21 protein-coding genes are annotated in these 24,783 nt (G+C 73.7%); 8 read left to right on the top strand and 13 right to left on the bottom strand.

Annotated elements, in window-relative coordinates; all coding sequences use genetic code 11:
- The coding region (locus tag RDV89_RS07790; RefSeq protein ID WP_315732396.1) for a ParA family protein at positions 1 to 664 on the top strand (664 nt) is incomplete at its 5' end.
- On the top strand, positions 661 to 1,668 hold the full coding sequence (locus RDV89_RS07785) for a ParB/RepB/Spo0J family partition protein (RefSeq protein ID WP_315732395.1): 1,008 nt from the start codon (positions 661 to 663) through the stop codon (positions 1,666 to 1,668). The genes RDV89_RS07790 and RDV89_RS07785, both read left to right, overlap by 4 nt.
- 32 nt (positions 1,669 to 1,700) lie before the next feature.
- On the opposite strand, the gene RDV89_RS07780 is transcribed toward RDV89_RS07785, so the two are convergent.
- From RDV89_RS07780 to RDV89_RS07745, 8 genes are all read right to left on the bottom strand, one after another.
- Positions 1,701 to 2,474 (bottom strand): lysophospholipid acyltransferase family protein, encoded by a 774-nt coding sequence (locus tag RDV89_RS07780; protein WP_315732394.1) that lies wholly within the window; start codon positions 2,472 to 2,474, stop codon positions 1,701 to 1,703.
- 127 nt (positions 2,475 to 2,601) lie between these two features.
- Positions 2,602 to 2,931: a thioredoxin gene (gene trxA / locus RDV89_RS07775; RefSeq protein WP_315732393.1), complete on the bottom strand. Its 330-nt coding sequence runs from the start codon at positions 2,929 to 2,931 to the stop codon at positions 2,602 to 2,604.
- A 97-nt stretch (positions 2,932 to 3,028) separates the two neighbouring features.
- Positions 3,029 to 4,057 (bottom strand): thioredoxin-disulfide reductase, encoded by a 1,029-nt coding sequence (gene trxB, locus RDV89_RS07770; RefSeq protein WP_315732392.1) that lies wholly within the window; start codon positions 4,055 to 4,057, stop codon positions 3,029 to 3,031.
- Positions 4,058 to 4,140: 83 nt separating this feature from the next.
- Complete coding sequence (locus RDV89_RS07765; RefSeq protein ID WP_315732391.1) at positions 4,141 to 4,959, bottom strand: hypothetical protein; 819 nt, start codon at positions 4,957 to 4,959, stop codon at positions 4,141 to 4,143.
- Between the two features lie 43 nt (positions 4,960 to 5,002).
- Positions 5,003 to 5,689 carry an RNA polymerase sigma factor SigM gene (sigM, locus tag RDV89_RS07760; RefSeq protein ID WP_315732390.1) on the bottom strand — a complete coding sequence of 229 codons (687 nt, stop codon included), beginning with the start codon at positions 5,687 to 5,689 and terminating at the stop codon, positions 5,003 to 5,005.
- Positions 5,690 to 5,699: 10 nt separating this feature from the next.
- Entirely contained in the window at positions 5,700 to 7,802 is a 2,103-nt protein-coding gene (locus RDV89_RS07755) for a protein kinase family protein (protein ID WP_315732389.1), read from the bottom strand.
- Positions 7,803 to 7,916: 114 nt separating this feature from the next.
- A complete protein-coding gene (gene murJ / locus RDV89_RS07750) occupies positions 7,917 to 9,767 on the bottom strand; it encodes a murein biosynthesis integral membrane protein MurJ (RefSeq protein WP_315732388.1) in 1,851 nt (616 codons plus the stop codon).
- Positions 9,764 to 11,989 (bottom strand): DUF6049 family protein, encoded by a 2,226-nt coding sequence (locus tag RDV89_RS07745; RefSeq protein ID WP_315732387.1) that lies wholly within the window; start codon positions 11,987 to 11,989, stop codon positions 9,764 to 9,766. The genes murJ and RDV89_RS07745 overlap by 4 nt, the downstream gene beginning before the upstream one ends.
- 92 nt (positions 11,990 to 12,081) lie before the next feature.
- Here RDV89_RS07745 and RDV89_RS07740 point away from each other — a divergent pair, with 92 nt between their 5' ends.
- The 4 genes from RDV89_RS07740 to RDV89_RS07725 all read left to right on the top strand — a co-directional run bounded on the left by RDV89_RS07740 (position 12,082) and on the right by RDV89_RS07725 (position 15,758).
- Positions 12,082 to 13,518, top strand: coding sequence for a CCA tRNA nucleotidyltransferase (locus RDV89_RS07740; protein ID WP_315732707.1), 1,437 nt, complete (start codon positions 12,082 to 12,084; stop codon positions 13,516 to 13,518).
- 78 nt (positions 13,519 to 13,596) lie between these two features.
- A complete protein-coding gene (locus tag RDV89_RS07735; RefSeq protein WP_315732386.1) occupies positions 13,597 to 14,064 on the top strand; it encodes an SRPBCC family protein in 468 nt (155 codons plus the stop codon).
- A 64-nt stretch (positions 14,065 to 14,128) separates the two neighbouring features.
- Positions 14,129 to 14,794, top strand: coding sequence for an AIM24 family protein (locus RDV89_RS07730; RefSeq protein ID WP_315732385.1), 666 nt, complete (start codon positions 14,129 to 14,131; stop codon positions 14,792 to 14,794).
- Positions 14,795 to 14,831: 37 nt separating this feature from the next.
- Entirely contained in the window at positions 14,832 to 15,758 is a 927-nt protein-coding gene (locus RDV89_RS07725) for a hypothetical protein (protein WP_315732384.1), read from the top strand.
- A gap of 123 nt (positions 15,759 to 15,881) precedes the next feature.
- Here RDV89_RS07725 and RDV89_RS07720 read toward each other — a convergent pair whose 3' ends face one another.
- The gene (locus RDV89_RS07720; protein ID WP_315732383.1) at positions 15,882 to 16,967 is read right to left on the bottom strand and encodes an inositol-3-phosphate synthase; all 1,086 of its coding nucleotides are present in this window, start codon (positions 16,965 to 16,967) and stop codon (positions 15,882 to 15,884) included.
- Positions 16,968 to 16,979: 12 nt separating this feature from the next.
- Positions 16,980 to 17,564, bottom strand: a complete 585-nt coding sequence (locus RDV89_RS07715) for a PadR family transcriptional regulator (RefSeq protein WP_315732382.1) — start codon at positions 17,562 to 17,564, stop codon at positions 16,980 to 16,982.
- A gap of 213 nt (positions 17,565 to 17,777) precedes the next feature.
- Here RDV89_RS07715 and RDV89_RS07710 point away from each other — a divergent pair, with 213 nt between their 5' ends.
- The gene (locus RDV89_RS07710; RefSeq protein ID WP_315732381.1) at positions 17,778 to 20,180 is read left to right on the top strand and encodes a transglycosylase domain-containing protein; all 2,403 of its coding nucleotides are present in this window, start codon (positions 17,778 to 17,780) and stop codon (positions 20,178 to 20,180) included.
- 7 nt (positions 20,181 to 20,187) lie between these two features.
- Complete coding sequence (locus tag RDV89_RS07705) at positions 20,188 to 21,639, top strand: glycosyltransferase family protein (protein ID WP_315732380.1); 1,452 nt, start codon at positions 20,188 to 20,190, stop codon at positions 21,637 to 21,639.
- Here the strand turns inward: RDV89_RS07705 and RDV89_RS07700 are convergent.
- The 3 genes from RDV89_RS07700 to RDV89_RS07690 are packed head-to-tail and all read right to left on the bottom strand — an operon-like array spanning position 21,600 to position 24,686.
- Positions 21,600 to 22,667, bottom strand: coding sequence for an alanine racemase (locus RDV89_RS07700; protein ID WP_315732379.1), 1,068 nt, complete (start codon positions 22,665 to 22,667; stop codon positions 21,600 to 21,602). The two genes, RDV89_RS07705 and RDV89_RS07700, sit on opposite strands and share 40 nt — an antisense overlap.
- A gap of 10 nt (positions 22,668 to 22,677) precedes the next feature.
- Positions 22,678 to 23,880, bottom strand: coding sequence for a lipid II:glycine glycyltransferase FemX (locus tag RDV89_RS07695; protein ID WP_315732378.1), 1,203 nt, complete (start codon positions 23,878 to 23,880; stop codon positions 22,678 to 22,680).
- Positions 23,877 to 24,686 carry a deoxyribonuclease IV gene (locus tag RDV89_RS07690; RefSeq protein ID WP_315732377.1) on the bottom strand — a complete coding sequence of 270 codons (810 nt, stop codon included), beginning with the start codon at positions 24,684 to 24,686 and terminating at the stop codon, positions 23,877 to 23,879. Before RDV89_RS07690 ends, RDV89_RS07695 begins: the two co-directional genes overlap by 4 nt.
- Positions 24,687 to 24,783 lie beyond the last annotated feature (97 nt).

Here is a 24,783-nt window from a genome sequence, read left to right as displayed (position 1 = left end):
GACGGCGCTCGACATCGACCACCACCGCGGCACGCCGTCCACGTACGACCTCCTCGTCGAGGGCACTCCTCTCGCCGACGTCGTGCAGCCGTGCGCCGAGGTCCCCGGGCTGGACGTCGTGCCGGCGACCATCGACCTCGCCGGCGCCGAGATCGAGCTGGTCAGCGTCGTGGCGCGGGAGAACCGCCTGAGCAAGGCGATCAAGGCGCACCCGGGCGTCGGCGGGGCCGAGGCCGGCGAGGACCGGTACGACTTCGTCATCGTCGACTGCCCGCCGTCCCTGGGGCTCCTCACGCTGAACGCGCTCGTCGCGGCCCAGGAGATGATGATCCCGATCCAGGCGGAGTACTACGCGCTCGAGGGCCTCGGGCAGCTGCTGGAGACCGTGGAGATGGTGCGTCAGCACCTCAACCACGACCTGCGCATCTCCAGCATCCTGGTGACGATGTACGACGGCCGCACCCGGTTGGCCTCCGGTGTCGCCGAAGAGGTCCGTGAGCACTTCGGGGCGCAGGTGCTGGACACGATGATCCCCCGGTCGGTGCGGGTCAGCGAGGCACCGTCGTACGCGCAGACCGTGATGACCTATGACCCGGGCTCGCCGGGAGCCCGGGCGTACCTGGAGGCTGCGCGCGAGATCGCGCAGCGGGGGGTGAAGGCGTGAGCAAGCAGGCACCCCGCCGGGGACTGGGTCGCGGCCTGGGATCGCTGATCCCGACCGCTCCGGAGGCACCGCTGCCGCCGACCGGCACGACCGACGGCACCGAGGACGGTTCCACGTCGAACCAGCGCGGCGACGGCACTTCTGGCCCCGCCCCGACCGCGCCGGGGGGTGGCTCGGAGCTCGCGCCGGTGGACGGCGCGTACTTCGCCGAGCTGCCCGTGACGCAGATCCGTCCCAACGCGCGCCAGCCGCGACAGGTCTTCGACGAGGACGCGATGGCGGAGCTCGTCTTCTCCATCCGCGAGATCGGCCTGCTGCAGCCGGTGGTCGTGAGGCGCACCGGCCCCGACGAGTACGAGCTGATCATGGGCGAGCGCCGGTGGCGCGCGACCCAGGAGGCCGGTCTCGACGTCATCCCGGCGATCGTGCGGGAGACCGAGGACACCGCGATGCTGCGGGACGCCCTCCTGGAGAACCTCCACCGCTCCCAGCTCAACCCCCTGGAGGAGGCGGCCGCCTACCAGCAGCTCCTGGAGGACTTCGCGTGCACGCACGAGGAGCTCGCCCGGCGGATCGGACGTTCACGGCCGCAGATCAGCAACACGTTGCGCCTGCTCCGGCTGGGTCCGGCGGTCCAGCGCCGCGTGGCCGCCGGTGTGCTGTCGGCGGGCCACGCCCGGTCGCTGCTCGCCGTGCCGGACGGCGAGGCGCAGGATCGCCTGGCCCAGCGGGTGGTCGCGGAGGGCATCAGCGTGCGGGCCCTGGAGGAGATCGTCGCCCTGGGCGAGGAGACGGGGGCACCCCCACGCCGCCGCTCGGCCAAGCCGTCCGCCCCGGGCCTCACGGACCTCGCCGACCGGCTCTCCGACCGCTTCGAGACGCGCGTCAAGGTCGACCTGGGCAAGAGCAAGGGCCGGATCACCGTGGAGTTCGCGACGATGGAGGACCTGCAGCGCATCGTCGACGTGATGGACCCGCGCAATCGCACCGACAAGTTGATCTAGCGCTTTGTCGACAAAGCGCTAGATCGTTGCGGTCAGCGCTTCTTCGCGGCGCGGGCGGCGGCACGCTTGGCCGCCCGCTCGCGCTTCTCCTCGGCGTCGAGGCGGTCGGCCTCCTCGGGCGTCGGTGCACCGCCGCCGAGGCGAGCGGGGATCCACCAGGCGCCGGGCGGCTTCTCGTCGGCTGGGTACTGGTCCACCGCGCGGTCGAGCAGGCCCTTCATCGCCTCGCGCAGCTGGGCCGTCTCGGCGACGGCGTTGGCTCCCGTCGGGTGGAGCGGCTCCCCGACGTGCACGCCGATCGTCGTGCCGCGGGAGAAGTCCCGCGGGTGGTCCTTGGTCCAGATCCGCTGCGTGCCGAACAGCACGACGGGCAGCAGGGGCACGCCGGCCTCGGCCGCGATGCGTACCGCCCCCGTCTTGATGTCCTTGATCTCGAACGATCGCGAGATGGTCGCCTCGGGAAAGATGCCGACGGCCTCGCCCCGGCGCAGGTAGTCGACCGCGGTCGCGGCCGAGGCCGCGCCGTCGCCGCGGTCGACCTCGATGTGGTGGAAGGAGCGCATCACGGGACCGCCCACGGGGTTGTCGAAGATCTCGCGCTTCGCCATGAACCGCACGTAGCGCTTCGACGGGTTCGCCGCCAGGCCGCCGTAGACGTAGTCGACGTACCCGACGTGGTTCACCGCGAGCAGCACGCCGCCGGTCCGGGGCACGTGCTCCGTCCCGGTCATCTGGAAGCGCTGCCCCAGCAGACGGAACGACAGCTTCGCGGTGCCGATGACGACGGGGTAGGTCAGGTCGAGCACGAACAACCTCCGGGACTCCGGCTGCGAGGACGCCCGACTGTAGCGCGCCGCGGACGACGCGGACCGCGGGGACGACGAAGGGCCCGGAACCGACCGGTTCCGGGCCCTTCGTGGCGTACGCCGTGGCTCAGGCGCCGATGAACGGCTCCAGCTCGCGCAGCAGCGCGGCCTTCGGCTTCGCGCCGACGATCGTCTTGACGACCTCGCCGCCCTGGTAGACGTTCAGGGTCGGGATGCCCGTGACGCGGTAGGTGCTGGGCGTCACCGGGTTCTCGTCCACGTTGAGCTTCACGAACGTGATCTTCTCGCCGTGCTCCTTGGCGAGCTCGTCCAGGATCGGGGAGACCTGGCGGCACGGGCCGCACCACTCGGCCCAGAAGTCCACGAGGACGGGCTTGTCGGACTTCAGGACCTGCGCCTCGAACTCGGCGTCGGTCACGGCGGCGATGTCGGCCACGATGCGTTCCTCTCGTTGGTGGTCCGGGGCCGGGCCCCGGTGCGTGCGTAGGGGGAGAACGTCGACGCCCGCGGGATGATTCCGCGGGCGCAGCGCGTCAGAGTCCGGCGGCCTGCACGGTCTCGGAGACGGCCGCCTCGGTCGCGACCGCGTCCTGGGCCTCGGCCGCCGTGGCGGCGGAGTGGTCGAGGTCGGCGATGTAGCGCTCGGCGTCGAGGGCGGCGGCGCAGCCGGTGCCCGCGGCGGTGATCGCCTGGCGGTAGTGGTGGTCCACCAGGTCGCCGGCGGCGAACACGCCGGGCACGTTCGTCGCGGTCGAGGGGTGGCGCACCTGCACGTAGCCCTCGTCGTCGAGGTCGACCTGGCCGGTCAGCAGCTCCGAGCGCGGGTCGTGGCCGATCGCGATGAACAGGCCGGTGACCGGCAGCTGCCGGGTGTCGCCGGTGACGGTGTCGCGCAGCGTGACGCCCTCGAGCTTGTCGCCGCCCTGGATCTCGGTGACCTCGGAGTTCCACACGAACTCCAGCTTCTCGTCGGCGCGGGCGCGCTCGACCATGATCGCGGAGGCGCGCAGCTCGTCGCGGCGGTGGATCAGGTACACCTTCTTCGCGAAGCGGGTCAGGAAGGTCGCCTCCTCGACGGCGGAGTCGCCGCCGCCGACGACCGCGATCTCCTGGTCGCGGAAGAAGAACCCGTCGCAGGTCGCGCACCACGAGACGCCCTTGCCGGAGTACAGGTCCTCGCCCTCGAGGCCGAGGCGGCGGTAGCCGGAGCCCATCGCCAGCACGACCGAGCGGGCCGTGTAGGTCTCGGTCTCCGTACGCACGACCTTGACGTCACCGGACAGGTCGACGGACACGACGTCGTCGGGGATCAGCTCGGCGCCGAAGCGCTCGGCCTGCGCGCGCATCTCGTCCATGAGCGCGGGGCCCATGATGCCGTCGCGGAAGCCGGGGAAGTTCTCGACCTCGGTCGTGTTCATCAGCGCGCCGCCGGCGGTGACGGACCCCTCGAACACCAGCGGCTCGAGCGCCGCCCGGGCGGCGTAGACCGCGGCCGTGTAGCCCGACGGGCCCGACCCGATGACGATCACGTTGCGGGGCTCGGTGCTGCTCTGGTCGCTCATGGCGGGACTGCTCCTGCTGGCTCGGGGATGCGTGGCGCGGCGCCACGCTCTCGTCAACCGATCGTAGGTGAGGACGATTCCCTTCACCGCACGGACGCCGAGGCGATCTCCTCCCCGCTCGCGCAGGACACGACCGGCAGGTCGCCCCCGGAGCCCGAGGTGGGCACCACGAGCACGACCAGCTCACCCTCGTAGGTGGTCACCACACCCACCTCGTCACGCAGCGTCACGGCCCCGCACTGCTCCGCCCGGGCGTCCCGGACGACGTCGGGGGAGGCGCGTACGCCCGCCACCGCGGCCGCCGCGTCGGCGTCGAGCGACCCCGCGCGCAGCGGGGTGGCGGACCCGTCGACCAGGGTGCCGGCGGAGGTGGGCGGGAGGGCCGGAGCCGCCGGCGGCTCGGCGCCGTCACCGCCGGAGTCGTCGCCCCGCCCGGGCTGGTCCTCCGACTGGCCCTCCGACTGGTCCTCCGACTGGGCTCCCGCGCCGTCGCCGGGGCTGGGCGCGGACTCGGGCGCCTCGTCGAGCTGCTCGGCGGAGCCGCCCGTGGAGTCCTCGTTCCCGCTGAGGTCCAGCTGGGGCAGGACGACGCCCACGGCACCGACCGCCACCACCGCGGCTGCGGCCAGCAGGAGGCCGGTGCGACGCCGGTGGCGGCGTGCGGCCAGGGAGACCGGGGGCGGGAGCGCGTGGGGCGGCGGGGGCGACGCCACCCGGGTCGAGGGGTCGGGCGGCGCTGCTGCCCGCTCTGCCACGAGGTCAGCGAGCGCCGCGTCCAGGCGGGACGCCACGGCGTCCGGCACGGGCTCGTCGGCGCGGGCCTCGCGGAGCAGGCGGGCGACCGCCTCGTCGGTGGCGGGATCGAGCGGCCGGTCGGGCTGCTGGGGCTGGTCGGGGGGCATCTCACCTCCTCGGGGGGTGGGCTGGGTCGGTGCGCGAACGGTCCTACGGCGTCGGTGGTCCGCGCGGTGCCCGTGGGGATGGGACGGCGGACGTGCCGTCCTGGTTCCCGCCGTCCGGGTGCACGGCCCCGGGGTCGGTGGCGGGCAGCAGGTCGGCGAGCTCGCCGGCGAGCCGCGCCCGGCCGCGGGAGCAGCGCGACTTCACGGTGCCGGTGGCGCACTCGAGGATCTCGGCGGCCTCCGCGACGGAGTAGCCCTCCATGTCGACGAGGACGAGCGCCGCCCGCTGCTCGGCGGGGAGGGTGCGCAGGGCGGTGAGGACACGCGTACGCCGTTCTGCCGCCACCACGTCGTCGGCCGGGTCCACGGGCGTACCGGCGCCGTCCGCGCGCACGAGGGCGCCGCGTCGGGCACTCTCGTCGAGGTCGTCGGGCAGCGCGTCGGCGGCCCGGACCTTCGCCGCGCGGAGCCGGTCGAGGCAGGCGTTGACCACGACGCGGTGCAGCCAGGTCGTGACGGCCGCGTCCCCACGGAACGACCCGGCCCGCCGGAACGCGGCGACCATGCCGTCCTGGAGGCCGTCGGCGGCGTCCTCCGGGTTGCCGGTGGTGCGGAGGGCGACGGCCCACAGGCGGTCGCGGTGCCGGGCGAACAGCTGGCCGAAGGCGGCGGGGTCCCCGGCGACGTGCGCGCGCAGGAGCGCCGCGTCGTCGGGCGGCCCCGCGCTCACCGGCCCGGGCTCACTCGAAGACCCGCACCTCGGCGACGCCACCGCGGAAACCGTCGGAGACGGACGGCAGGGAGGTCAGCCAGACGGTCAGGTAGCGCCCCTGGGCACCGCCGAGGTCGACCTGGGCGTCCTGCTGAGCGTCCTCGACCGTCGCGGTCGGCTCGAGGTCGGCGACGTCGGTGGGCGGCTCGGCCGAGACGAAGAAGCTGGCCGACGTCGGGCCGCCGTCGAAGACCACGTTCGCGGAGGACAGCGCCCGGGCCTCGCCGAGGTCGACGACCACGCCGACGCCCTCCTTGAGGCCGCTGGGGCCGAACTGCTGGCGGTAGGTCAGCGTCGACCAGGCCGTCGACGGGTCGCCGTCGAAGGCGTTCGGGACCTGGTCGTCGTTCTCCTCGCCGTTGCCGGCGGGCTCCGGGTCCAGCGCCGTGCCGGTGAGCCCGGTGACCTCCTGGCCCGTCGTCGCCGTCGAGGACGGGCCGCCGGGAGCCGAGCTGGAGCCCGTGCTGCCCTCGGAGTCGGAGCCGCCGTCGGGCGCGAACACCTGGTAGGCGACCACGACCACCAGCAGCAGGGCCACCAGCGCGCCGAGGAAACCGGCCAGCTGCAGCCACGTCCTCCCCGGCGCGTCACGGCGCCGCGCGCCCGGGTCGCGCACGGGGTGCGGGATCACGGCGCTGTTCGTGTGGTTCGTCGCCCAGGGCCAGAACTCCTCCGACGGAGCCGGGCCGACGAGCTCCTGGGCGCGCCGGCGCGCCTCGGCCTGCTCGGGGGTCTCCTGGGCGAAGAGGGGCCGCTCCGGCGGCTCCTCGAAGTCCGGGGGCGGCGGCGGCTTCTCGGACTGCCGTGCCAGCCAGCCGACGTCCTCGGAGCCGTCCTCGAAGATCGGCACACCGGCCTGGGTCGGCACGTCGCCCGGCACGTCGGCGGTGTCGGCGGCGCGGGCGCGCACCTTGGTACGCCCCGCCTCACCGCTCGCGGCGGCTCCGGCGCCCTCGTCGGACCCGCTCGCCGCGCTCTCGGCGGCCGCAGCACCCGCGGCGGCACCGGCCGCGCCCGCGGCCGCAGCGCCGGCGGCACCGGCGGCACCGGGCCGCTCCTGCACGCGGATCCGCTCCCGGGTGCGCTCCGCGTCCTCGGGGTCGGGGAGCGGGTCGTCCAGAGGGTCGTTCAGGGGGTCTTTCACCGAGTCGCCCTTCGTGTGCGCCTCGTCCGTCGCCGGCGTCGGCCGGGACGGACGGGCGTCGTGCGGCAGGACCGGGGGGCTCGGGGTGAGGAGCTCCCGGGGCACCGGGGGGAACTGGCCGGTCGCGGTGGAACCGCGCTCGGCCTCCGCGGCGGCCATGCTGGCGGGGTCGCCGACGTACTCCCGCAGGTAGTCCGCCACGCCCCGGGCCGTCGTGAGGTCGAACGGCGCCCGCGGCGGGGTCGTGGAGTTGAGGATGTCGTCGCACAGCTCGTCGAGCGCGCGGGGGATGCCGGCGCGCACCTGGCGCGGGCGCAGCACCCGGCCGCCCTCGAGCGGCGCCGCGGGCATCGCCGAGGGCGAGCGGCCCGGCCAGCGGCCGGTGAGGCCCGCGTAGAGCAGGCCGACCAGCTCGCGGACGTCGTCGGACTCGCTGGCGCGCGGCAGGCCCTTGAGGGTGGCGTCGACCTGGGCGCCGACGATCCGGACGGTGCCGGACAGGTCGACGAGGACGTTCTCCGGCACGAGACGGCCGTGGGTGATGCCGACCGCGTGGGCGGCCGACATCGCGCCGCCGACCTCGCCGACCATCCAGGCGGCGCGCCGCGGAGCGAGGGGCGCGTGCTCCAGCATCAGCTGCAGCGAGGTGCCGGTGCCCCACTCGGTGACGACGTAGCAGGCGTCGCCCTTGACCTCGGCGTCGAGCACGCGCAGGAAGCGACGGTCGGTCAGGCGGGCGCAGCCCCGCGCGGCCTCGAGCAGCTCCGCGGAGCGGGCCGTGCCGGTCGGGATGACGTGCACGGCGACGTGCCGGGCCAGGACGCGGTCGTGGGCCCGCCAGAAGCGACCGTCGCCCGACTCGCTGAGGAGGTCGATGAGCAGGTAGCGGCCGGCGAGCACGTCACCGGGGCGGATCGTCGACGGCATGGCACCCCCTCGTCGCTGCCTTCGTCTTCGCCTCGCCACGCCCTGGGTGGTGAGGCCGGTCGCGTTCGCCATCGTAGGCCCACGACCATGCGCGTCGAACCCGGACGGCGAGGCTCATCGCCGACGCAGCCGACGGGTGACGGTCGAGACGACCTCGTTGACCTCGCCGAGACGCAGGAGGCGGGCCACCAGGAGCAGCACGAGCAGGAAGACCACGCCGACTCCGCCCGCGGTGAGCGCCGCCTGGAGGGGCGAGGAGTCGTCGCGGACCACCGGGCCGACCTGCAGGCGCAGCAGCCACGCGATCCCGCCGGCCACCGCGACCGTCGGCAGGAGCTTGAGCCAGAACAGCAGGAAACGACCGGTGTGCAGGCCGCCGAGGGCCCGGCCGAGCACGGTGTACGAGACGAGCGCGCCGACCGCGTACGCCAGCCCGTAGGCCAGCACGAGCGCCGGCGCCGTGTCGTAGAGGTTCGCCCGCTGCACCAGCAGCACCGCGAGACCGATGTTGACCGTCGCGATGAGGCACTGCACGAAGAAGACGGTGCGGGTGCGCTCGAGCGCGTAGAAGCCGCGCAGCATCGAGTAGTGGATCGTGAACAGCACCATCGCCGGGGCGAACAGCACCAGCGAGGGCACGAACACCCCGAACGAGTCGCTGGCCGCGCCGTAACCCCAGATCACGTTCGCGAGGTCGCCCGCGACCACCACGACGAGGGTCACGGCGGGCACGACGAACGCCAGGGTCGTGCGCAGCGTGCCGGCCAGCGTGCTGGCCACCCGACGCAGGTCGCGGTCGGCGGCCGCACCGGACAGCCGCGGCAGGATCGCGGTCATCAGCGACACGGTCACCACCGAGTGCGGCACCATCATGATGAGGAACGCCTGCGAGTAGACGAAGTAGCCGGTGCCCAGCTCGCCCTCGGCCGCCGCGGCCGAGGTGCCGGAGGACGCGAGGCGCACGACGACGGTGTACGCCAGCTGGTTGACGATGACGAAGCCGATCGTCCAGCCGGCGAGGCGGAAGGTGCGGCCCAGGCCGGTGCCGACGAAGTCGAAGCGCGGGCGGTAGCGCACCCCCGCGGCCCGCAGGAACGGCAGCAGGATCAGCAGCTGCGCGACGATGCCCAGCGTCGACCCGATGCCCAGCACGAGCTCCTGCGACGAGGAGTACGCCGAGTTCAGGTCGTCCTTCGCGACCGGGCCGAAGACGAAGAGGTAGACGACGAGGACGACGACCGAGATGACGTTGTTCGCGATCGGCGCCCACATCATCGGGCCGAACTTCCCGCGGGCGTTGAGGATCTGCCCGACGAGCACGAACATGCCGTAGAAGAAGACCTGCGGCAGGCAGTAGCGCGCGAAGTCGATCGCCGACTCCCGCTGCGCGGCCAGCTCGGGCGAGTTGAAGTCGCTGTCGAGGTAGAGCGACATCACCCACGGCGCGGCCAGCACCAGCGCGACCGTCACGGTGCCGAGGAAGAGCACCGACAGCGTGACGATGCGGTTGACGTACGCCTCGCCCGCGTCCGGGTCGTTCTTCATCGCCCGCACCAGCTGCGGCACCAGCACGGCGTTGAAGACGCCGCCGGCCAGCAGGATGTAGACCATGTTCGGGATCGTGTTGCCGATCGCGAAGAGGTCGGCGTGCATCTGCGTGCCCAGCGCGGCCGCGAGCAGGATGCCGCGCACGTAGCCGCTGAGCCGCGACACGATCGTGCCCGCCGCCATCACGGCGCTCGAGCCCAGGACGCGCTTGTCGACCCCGTCCGGGCCCTCCGCCTCGTCGAGCGGCTCGCTGGGCGGGACGCCCGGGGGGACGGACGTGGGGCGCGGCTCGGTCGGCGGCTCGGGCGACGGCTCGGTGGGTGGCTCGGTGGGTGGCGCCGGACGGCGTCGCCCGAGGAGCGCGGCCCAGCCACGCCGGGGCGCCGCGTGCTTGCCCGGGGGAGGTTCGGTGCTCACGCAGAGGCCTCCCGGGTCTCCGGCTCGGGGCCGTCGTCGGCGCCGGCGCGCCGACGTCGGATCCACAGCGAGGAGGCGGCCACGAGCACCACGAAGGCCACGCCGATGACGATCCAGATGACGTCGCTGACGGCGGCCGACCGGATCGGGAGGGCGGCGGTGGCGCCGAGGGGCACGCCCGTCGTGTCGGTGACCAGCACGTCGACGTCGAAGACGCCGAGCGTCCGCAGCTCGGCCTCGAGGAGCACGGTCGTGCTGCCGCCGGGCGGCAGGGTCAGCGGCTCGGACGGCGCGATGATCGCCCCGTCGCGCGACTCCCCCTGCAGCTCGATCTCGACCGGCTGCTCCAGCCCGTTCACGACCCGCACGCTGAACCGGCCGGACTCGCTGGCCAGCGTCACGGAGGCGGGCGCCTCGACGGTGATCCGGGCGAGCAGGCCGCGCACGACGTCGGCGGCCGCGTCGGCGACATCGGCCGAGCGGCCGTCGTCGTCGCGGTGCGCGTAGCCGAGCTGCGGGAGCGCCTCGCGGGCGATCCCACTGCTGACGCGGTCGGTGTCGGGCAGCACGCGGTCGAGCACCTGGCCGGACGCCAGCAGGTCGCCGACCGCGCGGAACGTCGCGCCGGGCACGGTCGTCTCCGGCGGGTCGGCGACGACCACGTCCTCGGTGGTGACCTCCGCCGGCGTCGCCCGCAGCGACGACAGCGGCTCGGCGTCGAGCACGGAGCCCGACGCGCCGTCGACGGGCAGACCGCCGCCGTCGGGGTCCCAGGAGGCGGGGAGCACCACGACGCGCGCCTCGCTGCTGGTCGCGACCAGGTCGTCGACGACGGTCTCGGCCACGATCCGCTGGCGGACCTGCAGGCCGGACGTCCGCGGGCCGGGCGCCGGACCGCCGGTGGCCGTGGCGCTGTCCGTCGCGACCACCCGCAGCTCGCCGAGGTCGCCGAGCACCTCGCCGACGGGCAGCGCGCCGTCGGGCAGCCGGTCGTCGGGGAGCAGCAGCGTCGTCCCGTCCTCGACCATGTCGAGGGCCTCGGCGGTGACGCCGTCGGCGGGCGGGGCGACCGCGGGCGTCGCGGGGAGCGCGTACCGCTCGAGGGCCTGCGCGGTCAGCGTGCGCGCCCAGGCGTACGAGGTCGGCCCGCGCTGCGCGGCCCCGGCGACGTCCACGTCGCCGTAGGGCAGCGCGAGGACGTCGGCCTCGCCGAGCGCGGCGAGGACGTCGGCCAGCCACTCGGCGGCCGCTGTGGCGAGCGGGTCGTCCTCGGGCGGGGAGGGCAGGTCGGTGTCCTCGCCGGCGGCGGTCGTGGGCTCGTCGGCGGCCTCCGGCTCGTCGGTCTCCTCGGGCTCCTCGACCGCGCCCAGGTCCCGGGCGGGGTTGCCGGCAGCCAGCCGGCGCGCCACGTCGAGGAGCGCGGGGTCGAGCAGCCAGGTGACCGACGAGGCGGACCCGCCGAGCGCCAGGTCCGCGAGCTCCCGCAGGCGGCCGCCCTCGCCGAGCAGGGCCTCCCACTTCTCGGTGTCGTCGACGGACCCGTCGGAGGTGTACGCGACGGGCTCGCGCAGCGGGACCACGACGGTGGTCGGCACGGGCTGCGTCGTCGCGCCCTCGGCGACGACGGGCAGGAAGGTGCGCGCCTTGCCGGCCGCGTTGCCGGTGCGCCCCTCCTCCGTCGCGCCGAGCGCGTGCACGCCCAGCCAGTAGACCCCCGGGGCGCCGCTGATCTCGAGCGCGTCCGCGGGCACGCTGAGGCTGAAGCGGCGGGTCTCCCCCGACGGCAGGCGGGTGATCGCGTCGTCGAACAGCCCCTCGTCGGTGAGCCGCTCGCCGATGAACGTGTCGGCGTCCTCCGCGACGGCGTCGTCGAGCTCCTGGCCCGAGGTCATCGGGGACGAGGAGGTGAGCGGGTAGACCCGGACGTCCGTCCAGGTCTCGTCGGTGGCGTTCGTGACCGTGCCGGAGACCGAGACCACGGCGTCGGGCGAGAGGACCAGCGTGTCCGGTGTCACGCGGTCGATCGTCACCACGAGCGGGTCCGTCGCCGGCTCCTGGGCCGCGTTCGCGCCGACGGGCGTGCGTACGCCCGTCGTGGCGGCGCTCGCGGTGGCCGCGACGGCCGGGAGCCCGAGCAGGAACGCGAGCAGCACGACCAGCGGCAACAGGGCCGCACGGGCACTGCGCCGTGCGAGGCACCCCCCGGTGGCCGGCTCGAGCATGGCGACGACTCTAGGCCAGCGTCGGGCAACTAGAGTGCACGGTCGTGTCCGTCCCCCCTGCCGAGCCTCCGCCGTCCGGTGCCCACCTGTCGATGGCGCAGGTGCAGGAGCGCGTCGCCGCCGAGCTGGACCGGATCGGGCCCGTCGTCGACGAGCTGGGCCGCCGCTTCGCCGACGCCGGCCACACCCTGCACCTCGTCGGCGGCCCGGTGCGCGACGCGATGCTCGGTCGCCTGCAGGACGACCTGGACCTGACCACCTCCGCGCACCCCGACGAGGTCGAGCGCCTCGTCAAGGGCTGGGCCGACGCGGTGTGGGACATCGGTCGGGCCTTCGGCACGATCGGCTGCCGCAAGGGCGAGTGGACGGTGGAGATCACCACCTACCGCTCCGAGGCGTACAGCCCCGACTCGCGCAAGCCGGAGGTCGCCTACGGCACCGACCTCGCCGGCGACCTCGGCCGCCGCGACTTCACCGTCAACGCCATGGCGGTCTCGCTGCCCGACCGGCGCTTCGACGACCCGTTCGGCGGCATCGTCGACCTGGCCCACCAGGTGCTGCGCACGCCCGGGCGCCCGGAGGACTCCTTCTCCGACGACCCGCTGCGGATGATGCGCGCCGCCCGGTTCGCCGCCCAGCTCGGCTTCGACGTCGCGCCCGAGGTCGTCGCCGCGATGACCGCGATGGCCGAACGCATCGACGTCATCTCCGCCGAGCGCGTGCGCGACGAGCTGGTCAAGCTGGTCTGCGCCCCGCAGCCGCGCCGCGGCCTGGCCCTGCTGGTCGAGACCGGGCTGGCCGAGCGGGTGCTGCCCGAGCTGCCGGCGCTGCAGCTCGAGCGCGACGAGCACCACCGGCACAAGGACGTCTACGAGCACTCGCTGACCGTGCTCGAGCAGGCGATCGACCTCGAGGAGCGGCTGGCCGGCCCGGACGGCGCCGGGGTCCCCGACTTCGTCGTCCGCTTCGCCGCGCTGATCCACGACATCGGCAAGCCGCGCACCCGCCGCTTCCTCTCCGACGGCTCCGTCACCTTCCACCACCACGACGTCGTGGGCGCGAAGCTGACCCGCAAGCGGATGAAGGCGCTGCGCTTCTCCACCGAGCAGGTCGAGGCGGTCAGCAAGCTGGTCGAGCTGCACCTGCGCTTCCACGGCTACGGCGACGGCGGCTGGACCGACTCCGCTGTGCGCCGCTACGTGCGCGACGCCGGCGACCAGCTCGAGCGGCTGCACATCCTCACCCGGGCCGACTGCACCACGCGCAACAAGCGCAAGGCCGACCGGCTGCGGCGCACCTACGACGACCTCGAGGCCCGCATCGCCGTCCTGGCCGAGCAGGAGGAGCTGGACGCGATCCGGCCCGACCTCGACGGCAACGCGATCATGACGATCCTGGGCATCGGGCCGGGCCGCGAGGTCGGGGAGGCGTACCGCTTCCTCCTCGAGCTGCGCATGGACGAGGGGCCGCAGACCCCCGAAGCGGCCGAGGCCGCCTTGCGCGCCTGGTGGGACGCGCGTACGCCCTGACCTCCGCGGGCCTTGTCCTGTTGACGCCCGTTCAGTAGCGTGCTCGGCGACCGTTGTCCCCGGCGTACGGAGCCAGCCATGAGCCAGACCACCCCGTCCAGCGACCTCGAGGCGAGCGTCGTCGTCGACGCCACCCCCGCCACCGTGTGGGCGCTGGTCTCCGACCTGCCGCGGATGGCCGAGTTCAGCGACCAGGTCGTGCGCACCTTCGTGCCCGGCGGCGTGCGGCTCGGCGCCAGCATGATCAACGTGAACCACCAGGGCTGGAAGGTCTGGCCGACGACCGCCAAGGTCGTCCGCTTCGACCCGCAGCACGAGATCGCCTTCCGGGTGCGGGAGAACCGCACGATCTGGTCGTTCCGCATCGTGCCCGGCCCCGACGGCACCCGCCTCGTGCACCGGCGGGAGACGCCCGACGGCATCTCGAACCTCTCGCGCACCCTGACCAGGACCGTCCTCGGCGGCGTCCCGAAGTTCACCGAGGAGCTGCGCACCGGCATGCAGGCCACGCTGGGCCGGATCAAGGCGACCGCCGAGCGCTCCTGACCCACGGGAGAACATCCCCGTCGCGCGAGGAGTGGATCACGCGCGGCGGGGAAGAGAGCGCGCCATGAGAAGCGAACTCTTCGCGCAGGAGAACCTGCCCAAGCAGAGCAACGAGCGTTACCTCCTCCAGAACTCCCAGACGCTGCGCATCGGTCTCGGGCCCGACGTGCTCGCCGCGAAGGGCTCGATGATCGCCTACCGCGGCAACGTCTCGTTCGAGCACGAGAGCGCCGGCAGCATCGGCAAGCTCGCCAAGAAGATCGTGACCAGCGAGAACCTGTCGCTGATGCGCGTCTCGGGCCAGGGCGAGGTCTACTTCGCCGAGCAGGCCGGCTACATCAACCTCATGCACCTCGAGAACGAGGGCATCTCCGTCAACGCCCGCAACCTGCTCGCCTTCGACACGACGCTGCAGTGGGACATCAACCGCACCAAGGGCGCGGGCATGATGAGCGGCGGCCTGTTCAACACGACGCTCGGCGGCACCGGCACGGTGGCCATCGTCGCGGTCGGCCTCGTCACCGTGCTCGACTGCTCGCAGGGCCCGGTCTACGTCGACTCCGACGCCGCCGTCTGCTGGTCCGCGAACCTCTCGCCGACCGTGCAGAGCAGCATGTCGGCGCGCTCGCTGATCCGGGGCGGCTCCGGCGAGGCGCTGCAGCAGGTCTTCTCCGGCCCCGGGTTCGTGGTGGTCCAGGCCTACGAGTGGGCCCCGGTCCCCACGAGCTGATGCCCGTGAGCCGATGAGGAGGGGTACGCGCGCCGCCGTGGCCGCCGTGGCCGCACTCGTCCTGGGTGCGGTCACGGCCTGCGGCGGCGGGTCGGGCGGGACCGACGCTCGCGACGACGGGGCTGCGCTGCCCGGGACGCGGATCTGCGACCTCCTGCCGCCGGTGGCGCGCGACTGGGAGGCGGCCGACCCGCAGGAGACGCTGATCGCGCAGCAGCCGTTCGTCGCCTGCGCCGTCGACCCCGGCGGCCTGCTGGAGGTGGGTGTGCGGGTCGACGGCCTGGGCTGGACCCAGCCGTCCATCGCGGGGCACCTGCCGGCCTACGCGCCGGACGGGCGCGAGCCGGTCGACGGGGTGGGGGACGAGGCGTACCGGACGCTCGAGACGTCGGAGTCCGGCGTGCTCGAGCACCTCGTGGCGCGCGAGGGCGACGTCACGGTGCTGGTGCGCAACGCCACGGCGTACGCACCGGAGGCGTCGACGCTCGACGCCGCGGTGACCGAGGAGATCGCCACGGCGCTGCTCGACGCGGTCACGCCGGCGCTGCTCGACGACGTCGAGCTGCTGGGCCCGACGGGCCCGTGCCCCGCGGCGGACGACCCGACGGTGGTCGCCCTGGTCGGCGAGGTGGCGGGAGCGCGGGCGCACGCGACGCCGGCGGCCGTGCGCTGCTCGTACCAGACCGTTGACGGCGGCACCCTGGTCGTCGACGGGATCCCGCTGCCGGACGCGGAGGACTACCTGCGCGGCGAGGACGTCGACGTCCGGGGCGCGGCCGGGGCGAGCCTGGACGACCTGGGCTTCCCGGCCCTGACCGTGGCCGTCGACGACGCCCGGTTCCTCACCGTCGTGCCGGTGCCGGCGGAGGGCAGCGGGGCGTCGGCGGCCGAGGCGCCGGACCTGCTCGTCGAGCTCGCGGAGCGGATGCTCGCCGAGGGGATCCTCGACGGGCTCGAGGACTGACGCGGCGCCCCTGTCGCAGGTCACCGGACGCGACCCCCGGAAACGACGGAGGGCCGCACCCCGACGGGGTGCGGCCCTCCGCGTCATGCGTGGGTCATGCGTGGGTCCTGCGGAGCGAGGAGGTCACTCCTCGCCGCGGATGAACGCCTCCACGCGACGACGGCCCTCGTCGTCCGGCAGCTGCACCGGGGGCGACTTCATGAGGTAGGACGACGCGGAGATGATCGGGCCACCGATGCCGCGGTCCTTGGCGATCTTCGCCGCGCGGATCGCGTCGATGATGATGCCGGCGGAGTTCGGGGAGTCCCACACCTCGAGCTTGTACTCGAGGCTCAGGGGAACGTCGCCGAACGCGCGACCCTCGAGGCGGACGTACGCCCACTTGCGGTCGTCGAGCCACGCGACGTAGTCCGACGGGCCGATGTGCACGTTCTTGTCGTGCACCTTGCCGGCCAGCGAGCCGTGCAGGTTCGACGTGACGGCCTGCGTCTTCGAGACCTTCTTCGACTCCAGGCGCTCGCGCTCGAGCATGTTCTTGAAGTCCATGTTGCCGCCGACGTTGAGCTGGTACGTCCGGTCCAGCGTGACGCCGCGGTCCTCGAACAGCTTCGCCATCACGCGGTGCGTGATGGTGGCGCCGACCTGGCTCTTGATGTCGTCGCCGACGATCGGGACGCCCGCGACGCGGAACTTCTCGGCCCACTCCGGGTCCGAGGCGATGAAGACGGGCAGCGCGTTGACGAACGCGACACCCGCGTCGATGGCGGCCTGCGCGTAGAACTTGTCCGCCTCCTCCGAGCCCACCGGCAGGTAGGAGACGAGGACGTCGGCCTTGGTGTCCTTGAGGACCTGCACGACGTCGACCGCGGGGGCGTCCGACTCCTCGATGGTCTCGGCGTAGTACTTGCCGATGCCGTCGAGCGTCGGGCCGCGCTGCACGGTGATGCCCAGCGGGGGCACGTCGCAGATCTTGATGGTGTTGTTCTCGCTCGCCTGCGTGGCCTCCGCGAGGTCGAAGCCGACCTTCTTCGCGTCGACGTCGAAGGCGGCGACGAACTCCACGTCCGAGACGTGGTAGTCACCGAAGACGACGTGCATGAGCCCCGGCACGGTGCCTGCGGGGTCGGCGTCCTTGTAGTACTCGACGCCCTGGATCAGGGAGGTGGCGCAGTTGCCCACTCCCACGATCGCTACTCGAACCGAACCCATGGGGCTCTCTCCTTACTTGCTTTCTCCTGGTGTGGACAGGTCTTCAGGTGCCTCCGCCGGGCGCTCGCGCTCCGCGTCGATGAGGTCCGACAACCAACGGACCTCCCGTTCGACCGACTCGACCCCGTGCCGCTGGAGCTCGACCGCGTACCGGTCGACCTCCTTCTGGGTGCGGCTCAGGTCGGACTGGACGCGGTCGAGACGTTCCTGCAGCCGGGTGCGCCGGCCCTCCAGCACGCGCAGACGGATCTCCATGTCCGTGCGGCCGAAGAAGGCGAACCGGATGCCGAAGGTGTCGTCCTCCCACGCTGCGGGGCCGACCTCCGACATGAGGCGCTTGAACTCGAGCTTGCCTTCCTCCGTCACCTCGTAGACGATGCGCGGCCGGCGGGTGACCGGTGTCGTGGACACCGTGGTCTCCGTGATGAGGCCGGTGCGCAGCATCCGCTTCAGCGCGGGGTAGAGCGAGCCGTACGACAGCAGGCGACCCCACCCGAGCATCAGGTTGAGGCGCTTGCGGAGCTCGTAGCCGTGCATGGGTGCCTCGTGCAGCAGTCCGAGGACTGCCAGCTCGATGGTCTCCGCACGACGTGCCATGCGATCTATCGTAGCGATATATCCGCAGACGTGAAGTCGGCGCGACCGTGGGGTGTCCCACGGGTGGCCGCGGCATGCGCGCGTACGCCCGGGATCCCGCGCGGGGCGCGGGTCTGCCTCGAGGAAGCCCGCCTCGCAGCGCCGTTGCGTACCCTTGACCGGGTTTGGCCACACCCCCGGTGGCCGACCGAGCACAGGAGGAAGCAGGCCACGATGCCGGGAAAGCGACGCGCAGACGGTCCCGCCGACACGGGCGGGCGCCGCCCGAGCACCCCACCGAGGTCCGGTGCCGCAGGCGCGGGAGCGCCGCGAGGCGGCCGCCCCACCGGCGCCGGCAGCGGCCCCGGTCGCGCCACCGGCACCGGCCGTCCCGGCGGTCCCTCCGGTCCCGGTCGGGGCAAGGGGACGACGCGGGGCAAGGACAAGGGGCCGAAGCGCCCCTGGTGGAAGCGCGTCCTCCTGTGGGGCACGACCAGCTTCCTCGTCCTGGCGCTGATCGCCGTCGGCACCTTCGTGGTCGCCTACCAGACGACCGAGATCCCCGACCCCAACGCGGCGTTCCAGACGCAGACGACGAACATCTACTACGCGGGCGGCGAGCAGGAGCTCGGGTCCTTCGCCACGCAGAACCGCGAGTCGATCTCCTTCGACGAGATGCCCGAGGTGGTGCGCGACGCCGTCGTCGCCGCCGAGGACCGCACCTTCTGGACGAACCGGGGCATCGACCCGCGCGGCATCCTGCGCGCGGCGTTCTCCAACGCCTCGGGGAACGCGACGCAGGGGGCGTCGACGATCACCCAGCAGTACGTGAAGATCCTCTACCTCTCGCAGGAGCGCACGCTGACGCGCAAGGCGAAGGAGGCCATCCTCTCGCTGAAGATCCAGCGCCAGCTGAGCAAGGAGCAGGTGCTCGAGGGCTACCTCAACACCATCTACTTCGGCCGCGGCGCCTACGGCATCGAGGCCGCCTCGCAGGCGTACTTCGCGAAGTCCGCCGGCGACCTCTCCCTCGGCGAGGCCGCGGTGCTCGCGTCGGTGATCAACAACCCGACCAAGCACAACCCGGACACCGAGACCGGCCGGACCAACCTGGAGAACCGGTACGCCTACGTGCTCGCCGGCATGGTCGAGGCCGGCGACATCAGCCAGGACGACGCGGACGCGGCGGCCGAGCTGCCGACCTTCCCGGAGATCGAGGAGTCGGACACCTACGGCGGCCAGCGCGGCCACGCCCTCAAGCTGGTCCGCGACGAGCTCGAGGCCCTCGGCTTCAGCGCCGACGAGATCGACGGCGGCGGCCTCCAGGTCGAGACGACCCTGACGTCGCAGGCGATGGCCGCGGCCGAGCAGGGCGTGGCGGACGAGTACCCCGAGGGCTTCTTCCCCTACAACGAGGACGAGGCGCAGAACGCGGCGAACTCCCTGCACGTCGGCGTCGCGATGGTCGAGCCGTCGACGGGTGCGCTGCGCGGCTTCTACGGTGGCCAGGACTACCTGCAGTCGCAGATCAACTGGTCCACCGCGCTGGTGCAGCCCGGCTCGACCTTCAAGGCGTTCGCGGTCGCCGCGGCGCTCGAGAACGGCTACTCGCTGCGTGACTACTTCGACGGCAACTCGCCCTACGAGACCGCCGACGGCAGCGAGGTCGAGAACCAGGGCAACCGGTCCTACGGCCGGGTCACGCTCGAGCGGGCGACCGAGGACTCCATCAACACCGCCTTCCTCGAGCTCGCCGAGGAGATGGAGGACGGCCCGCAGAAGATCCTCGACACCGCCGAGGCGCTGGGCATGCCGTCCAACGAGGGCGGCGACTTCGGCATCCCGACGAACTCGCGCGGGCTCGACACCAACCTGGGCGTCTCGCTCGGCTCGGGCGACGTCAGCGCGGTCAACATGGCGGCGGCGTACGGCTCCATCGCCAACGGCGGCGTCTACAACCCCGTCCACGTGGTGCAGCGGGTCACCGACCGGTTCGGCACCGTGAAGTACGAGGCCGAGAGCGCGCCGGAGCGCGCGATCTCCGAGGACGTCGCGGCCGACACCTCGTACGCGCTGCAGCAGGTCGTGCAGAGCGGCTCGGGCAGCGCGGCCCTGGCGCTCGACCGGCCGGCGGCCGGCAAGACGGGCACGGCGACCAACGACAAGGGCGAGGTCTCCTCGTCCTGGTACGTCGGCTACACGCCGCAGCTCGCGACCGCGGTGACCTACACCCGCGGAGACGGCCGCCAGCAGCTCGAGGGCTTCCTGCCGGAGTTCTTCGGCGGGTCGTTCCCGGCCCGCACCTGGACGTCCGTGATGGAGCGCGCGCTCGAGGGCACCGAGGAGCTCGACTTCCCGGACCCGGTCTTCCTCGAGGGCGAGAACGACCGGCCGAACGCGGACGACTACACGCCGCCGCCGACCCGGGACCGGGCGCCGAGCACGCCGACGCCCACGGAGACCTCGGAGCCCACCGAGACCGAGACGACGGAGCCGACGCAGCCGACGCAGCCGACCGAGCCCACGGAGCCGACCGAGCCGACCGAGCCGCCGGAGACCACCGGCCCGCCCGAGACCACCGGCCCGCCCGAGACGGAGCCGCCGGGCCTGCTGCCCGACCCCGGCAACGGGCAGTAGCCCGCCCGTGACGCGCCGCGTGGCGCCCTCGGTCGACGACCCGGGCGTCGCCGCGCTCAGCGGGGTCCTCGGCGGGCCGGGCGGTCGGTTCGCCCGACCCCGCCGCTGGGCGCCGCTGCTGGTCGGGGTGCTGGTCGCGGGCCTCGTGGTCCTCGTCGGCGCCGGTCTGCGCGCCGGGTGCGAGCAGGACGGCTGGCAGGCCGACTCGTCGCGCTTCGCGCCGGTCTGCTTCTCCGCGCTGCCCGCGACCTACGTCGCGGACGGCGGTGCGCAGGACCTCTGGCCGTACGGCTCCGCCGTCGGCGACACCGCCGCGCCGCGCGAGCCGGGCTCGCCGGTGGTGCGCTACGACGCCGGTCCCGACCACGCGCTGGTGGGTCTCACCCTGGTGCGCGCCGGGCTCGCCGACCTCGTCGGTCCCGACGAGACCACCGCGGCGGCGCGCGGCAGCCAGCCGGTCGAGGACCTCTACCGCGACGACGACGTGCGCGCCGAGGCGTCGGCGACGCTGAGCGCGGCCGCCGTGCTCGTCCTGGGCGCCCTCGTCGCGCTGGTCGTCGCCGTGGGCCGCTGGCGCGCCTCGCGGCCGTGGGACGGCGTCCTCGTCGCGACCGCCCCGGTGGTCGCGATCGCCGGGCTCGTCGACCTCTCGCTGGTGGGTGTCGCCCTGGCCGTCGGCGGGGTCCTGGCCGCGCGCCGCTCCCGGTGGCTGGCGGCCGGAGTGATGCTCGGTGGCGCGCTCACGTTCGCCTGGACGGCCTGGGCCGTGCTGCTGGCGGTGCTGGTCGCCGTCGTGGCGGCGCGCCGCGCGCTGCCCGACGTGCTCGCGCTGGCAGGGTCGGCCGCCGGCACCTGGCTCGCGCTGTCCTTGCCCGCGGTCCTGACGGGCCCGGGCGTCTGGGCGGCCGGCTGGGCCGCGGCGTTCGACGCGCCCGCGGCACCGGGATCGGTGCGCGCGGTCGTGGAGGCCGTCCGCGGCGGCGAGGTGCCGGCGTACCCGCTCGTGGCGCTCGTCGTGCTCCTCGTCTGGACCGCGGCCGTCGGGGTCGTGGTCGCGCAGCGGCGCCGGTCACGGCCGGTGCGCCTCGAGCAGGTGTGCCTGCTCGTGGTCGCGGTGGCCGTGGGGCTGCTGGGGGGCGGCCCGGCCGCGGCCCTGTGGGTGCTGCCGTTCGCCGTCCTGGCGCTGCCGCGGGTGGTCCCGCTGCTGGGCTGGCAGCTGGTCGAGGTCGCGTACGCCGCGACCGTCTGGTGGACGACCGACGGCGCGCTGGTGCGGGGCGAGACGCCCGTCGAGGGCCCCCTGGCGGCGATGACGCTGCTGCGCCTGGTCGCGCTCGGCAGCCTGGCCGCGCTCGTCGTGCGCGACGTGGCGATCCCGTCGTCCGACCCGGTGGCCGAGGAGCGGATGCCCGTCGAGCGTCAGGTGACCACGACGCGGTCGAACGTCGTCGCGGTGTAGCGCACCCGCACGTCCACGCTCTCGCCGACGGCCGGCACGGTCGCGCCGCTCGGCACGAAGAGCATGGAGGCCTGCATGTGCGGGGGCTCGGCGAAGAGCCGCTGCTTGCCGCCGATCGAGAACGGCGAGCGCACGAAGCCGACCGCGTCGAGACCGCCGCGGGCCAGCGTCGCCGCCCGGGCCTTCATCGACAGGTCGCCGCTGGGCGCCTCGAGCCCGATGCCGTGCGCCGTGCCGCCGGAGACGACCAGGATGGTGCCCGGCTTGGGCACGGAGCGCCCGCGGTAGCCGAAGACGTCCCCGCGCTCGACGGGGTGGGCGTCCAGCACGGTCGCGGTGACCGACAGGGCGCTGCGGTCGCCGAGCCACAGGCCCGTGCCGGCGCGGGGCCGGAACGTGTAGTCGGGGTACTGCGCCGTCAGCGCCGCCAGCTCGGCGTCGGAGAGGTGGCTGACCCAGACCGTGGTCGTGGCCAGGTCGGCGGCGACCACGTCAGTCATCAGCCGGCGCACCTCGCCGAGGTGGGAGCCCTGGGCCAGCGGCAGGTGCAGCGCGACGCCGGCGAGCTGCCCGGCCAGGCCGCCCCGCTCCGCGAGCAGGGCGCCGGCCTCGCGCAGGTCCCGCGCGCTGAGCCCGTGGCGCAGCATCGAGGTGGTGCGCTCCAGGACGAACCGCGACGCGGGGTCGCGGTCGAGGAGGGCCCGCAGGTCCTCGACCCGGCTCACGGTGTGGATCACGCGACGGGTCAGCGGGCTGCCCGGCGCGAGGTCGAGCGGGGTGCCGAAGGGACGCCACGGCGTCAGCACCAGCAGCGAGCCCTCGAAGCGGTTGGCGACCTCGCCGAGCTCGTCGTAGGTGCCGACCGCGAGGGTGTCGACGCCGAGCCAGGTGGCCCGGCGGGCGAGGCGGCCGAGCGTCAGGCCGTACCCGTTGCCCTTCGCCACGGGGACGAGGCCCGGGTGGGCGTCGGTGTAGGCGCGCAGGTGCTCGCGCCAGCGCGGACCGTCCACGGTCAGGGTCAGGCTCATGTCGCTCCCCTCAGCCCCGTCGGTTCATGTAGAGGTCGAACGCGCGGTAGAGCAGGCGGTTGACGGGCAGGTCCCACTCGCCCGCGTACTCCACCGCCTCGCCACCGGTGCCCACCTTGAACTGGATGAGGCCCACGTGGGCGTCGTCGGCGTCCAGGGTCTCGGTGATGCCGCGCAGGTCGTAGACGTCGCAGCCGGCATCGAGCGCAGCGCGGATCATCGCCCACTGGACCGCGTTGGAGCCGCGCACGTCGCGCTTGACGGTCGACGAGGCGCCGTAGGAGTACCAGTAGTGGGCGCCCACCCGGATCGCGATCGTCGCCGCCACCAGCTCGCCCTCGTGGTGGGCGAGGAAGAACGTGAAGCGGCCCGCCTCGTCGGCGTTGAGCGCGTCGCGCATGGTGCGGAAGTACGCCAGCGGCCGCGGCGTGAACCGGTCGCGCTCGGCCGTGTGCACGTACAGCTCGTGGAACGCCGCCAGGGCCTCGTCGTCGGTCGCCGTGGTGACCTCGACGCCGGCCTTGTCGGCCTTCTTGACGTTGCGACGCCACAGCTGGTTCATGCCCTTGAGGACGTCCGCCTCGCTGCGCGGCTCCGTCGTGCCGTCGCCGGCCTCGCTCGGGCGCCGCAGCGGGATCTGGAAGTTGAAGGCGGGCTGACCGGCGCTGAAGCCGCCCTCGGCGGTCAGCTTCTGCCAGCCGAGCTCGTGCAGCTGCGAGACCACGGTGGCGCCCTCGGCGCTGCGCTCGTAGGGCGGCAGCTCGCCCAGGCGGCTCACCTCGTCGGAGGCGATGCCCTCCTTGACCCCCGCGGCGTCCCAGCGGTGCAGCACGACGGGCGGGCCGATCCGGATGCCGAACGCGCCCTGGCGCTTGAGGTGGGCGGTCATCGGCGTCAGCCACGCGGCGAGCTCGCCGTCCGCGTACCCGATCACCGGGCCCTCCGGCAGGTACGCCAGGTAGCGCTTGAGCCTCGGGACCTGGCGGTAGAGCACCAGTGCCGCGCCGACCAGCTCCGTGCCGTCGAACCAGCCGATCGACTCGTGGCGCCACTCCGCCTTCACGGCGCCCCAACCGGGGGTCTGCAGGAAGCTGACCGAGCGCCGTGAGGCGACGAAGGAACGGTGCTCGTCCGCCGAGATCGTGCGCACGGCGAGCGGCCCCGACGGTGCCGGGACGGCGGTCTGGGGAGAGGTCAGCGGCGGCGTCGTCACGGCTGCGAGGCTAGCCGGTCGCGCAGCCAGGCAAAGTCCTCGCGGTGCTCGTCGGCGCCGCCCGGGGTCTCGCAGACCACCGGGGCGCCCGCGTCGCGCACCACGGCGGCCAGCAGGTCCGGGTCGATCCGACCGGCCCCGAAGTTCGCGTGCCGGTCGGCGCCGGAGTCGAAGTCGTCGCGGGAGTCGTTGGCGTGCACCAGGTCGATGCGGCCCGTGATCGCCCGGACGTCGTCCACGACCGTCTCGAGCGCGTTGCCGCCGGCGTGGGCGTGGCAGGTGTCGAGGCAGAAGCCGACCTGGTCGGCGCCCTCCGCCGAGCCGATCGCCGCCCACACGCCCGCGATCCGCTCGAGGTAGCGCGTCATCGCGTTGTCGCCGCCCGCGGTGTTCTCGATCAGCAGCGGCACCTTGATGTCGGTCGCCTCCACCGCCTTGCGCCAGTTGTCGAAGCCCTTGGCCGGGTCGTCGGCCTTGTTGACGTGGCCGCCGTGCACGATCAGGCCGAGCGCGCCGATCTCCGCCGCCGCGTCCATGTGCTGCTGCAGCAGCTTGCGGCTCGGGATCCGGATCCGGTTGTTCGTCGTCGCGACGTTCACGATGTACGGCGCGTGGACGTAGATGCCGACCCCCGCCTCCTGCGCGGCGGCCCGCAGGGCGGCCGCGCCCCCCGCGTACGCCACCTCGGGGCCCTTGTAGCCCTGCGGGTCGCCCAGGAACATCTGCACGATCGGGGCCTGCCGGGCGGCCGCCTCGGCGATCGGGTCGGTCTGGTCGACGTGGGCGCCGATGAGGAGGTCGGTCATGCCCGCCATCGTAGGGACGGGGACCGACGAGAGCCGATCCGGCGGGATTGGGCGCCCCGCGCGGCCCGCTGATAGCCTCAGGGGTCGCCTTACCGCC

Source organism: Nocardioides imazamoxiresistens (genome assembly GCF_032378595.1).
GTDB lineage: Bacteria > Actinomycetota > Actinomycetes > Propionibacteriales > Nocardioidaceae > Nocardioides > Nocardioides imazamoxiresistens.
This window is presented reverse-complemented; position numbering and strand designations above follow the sequence as displayed.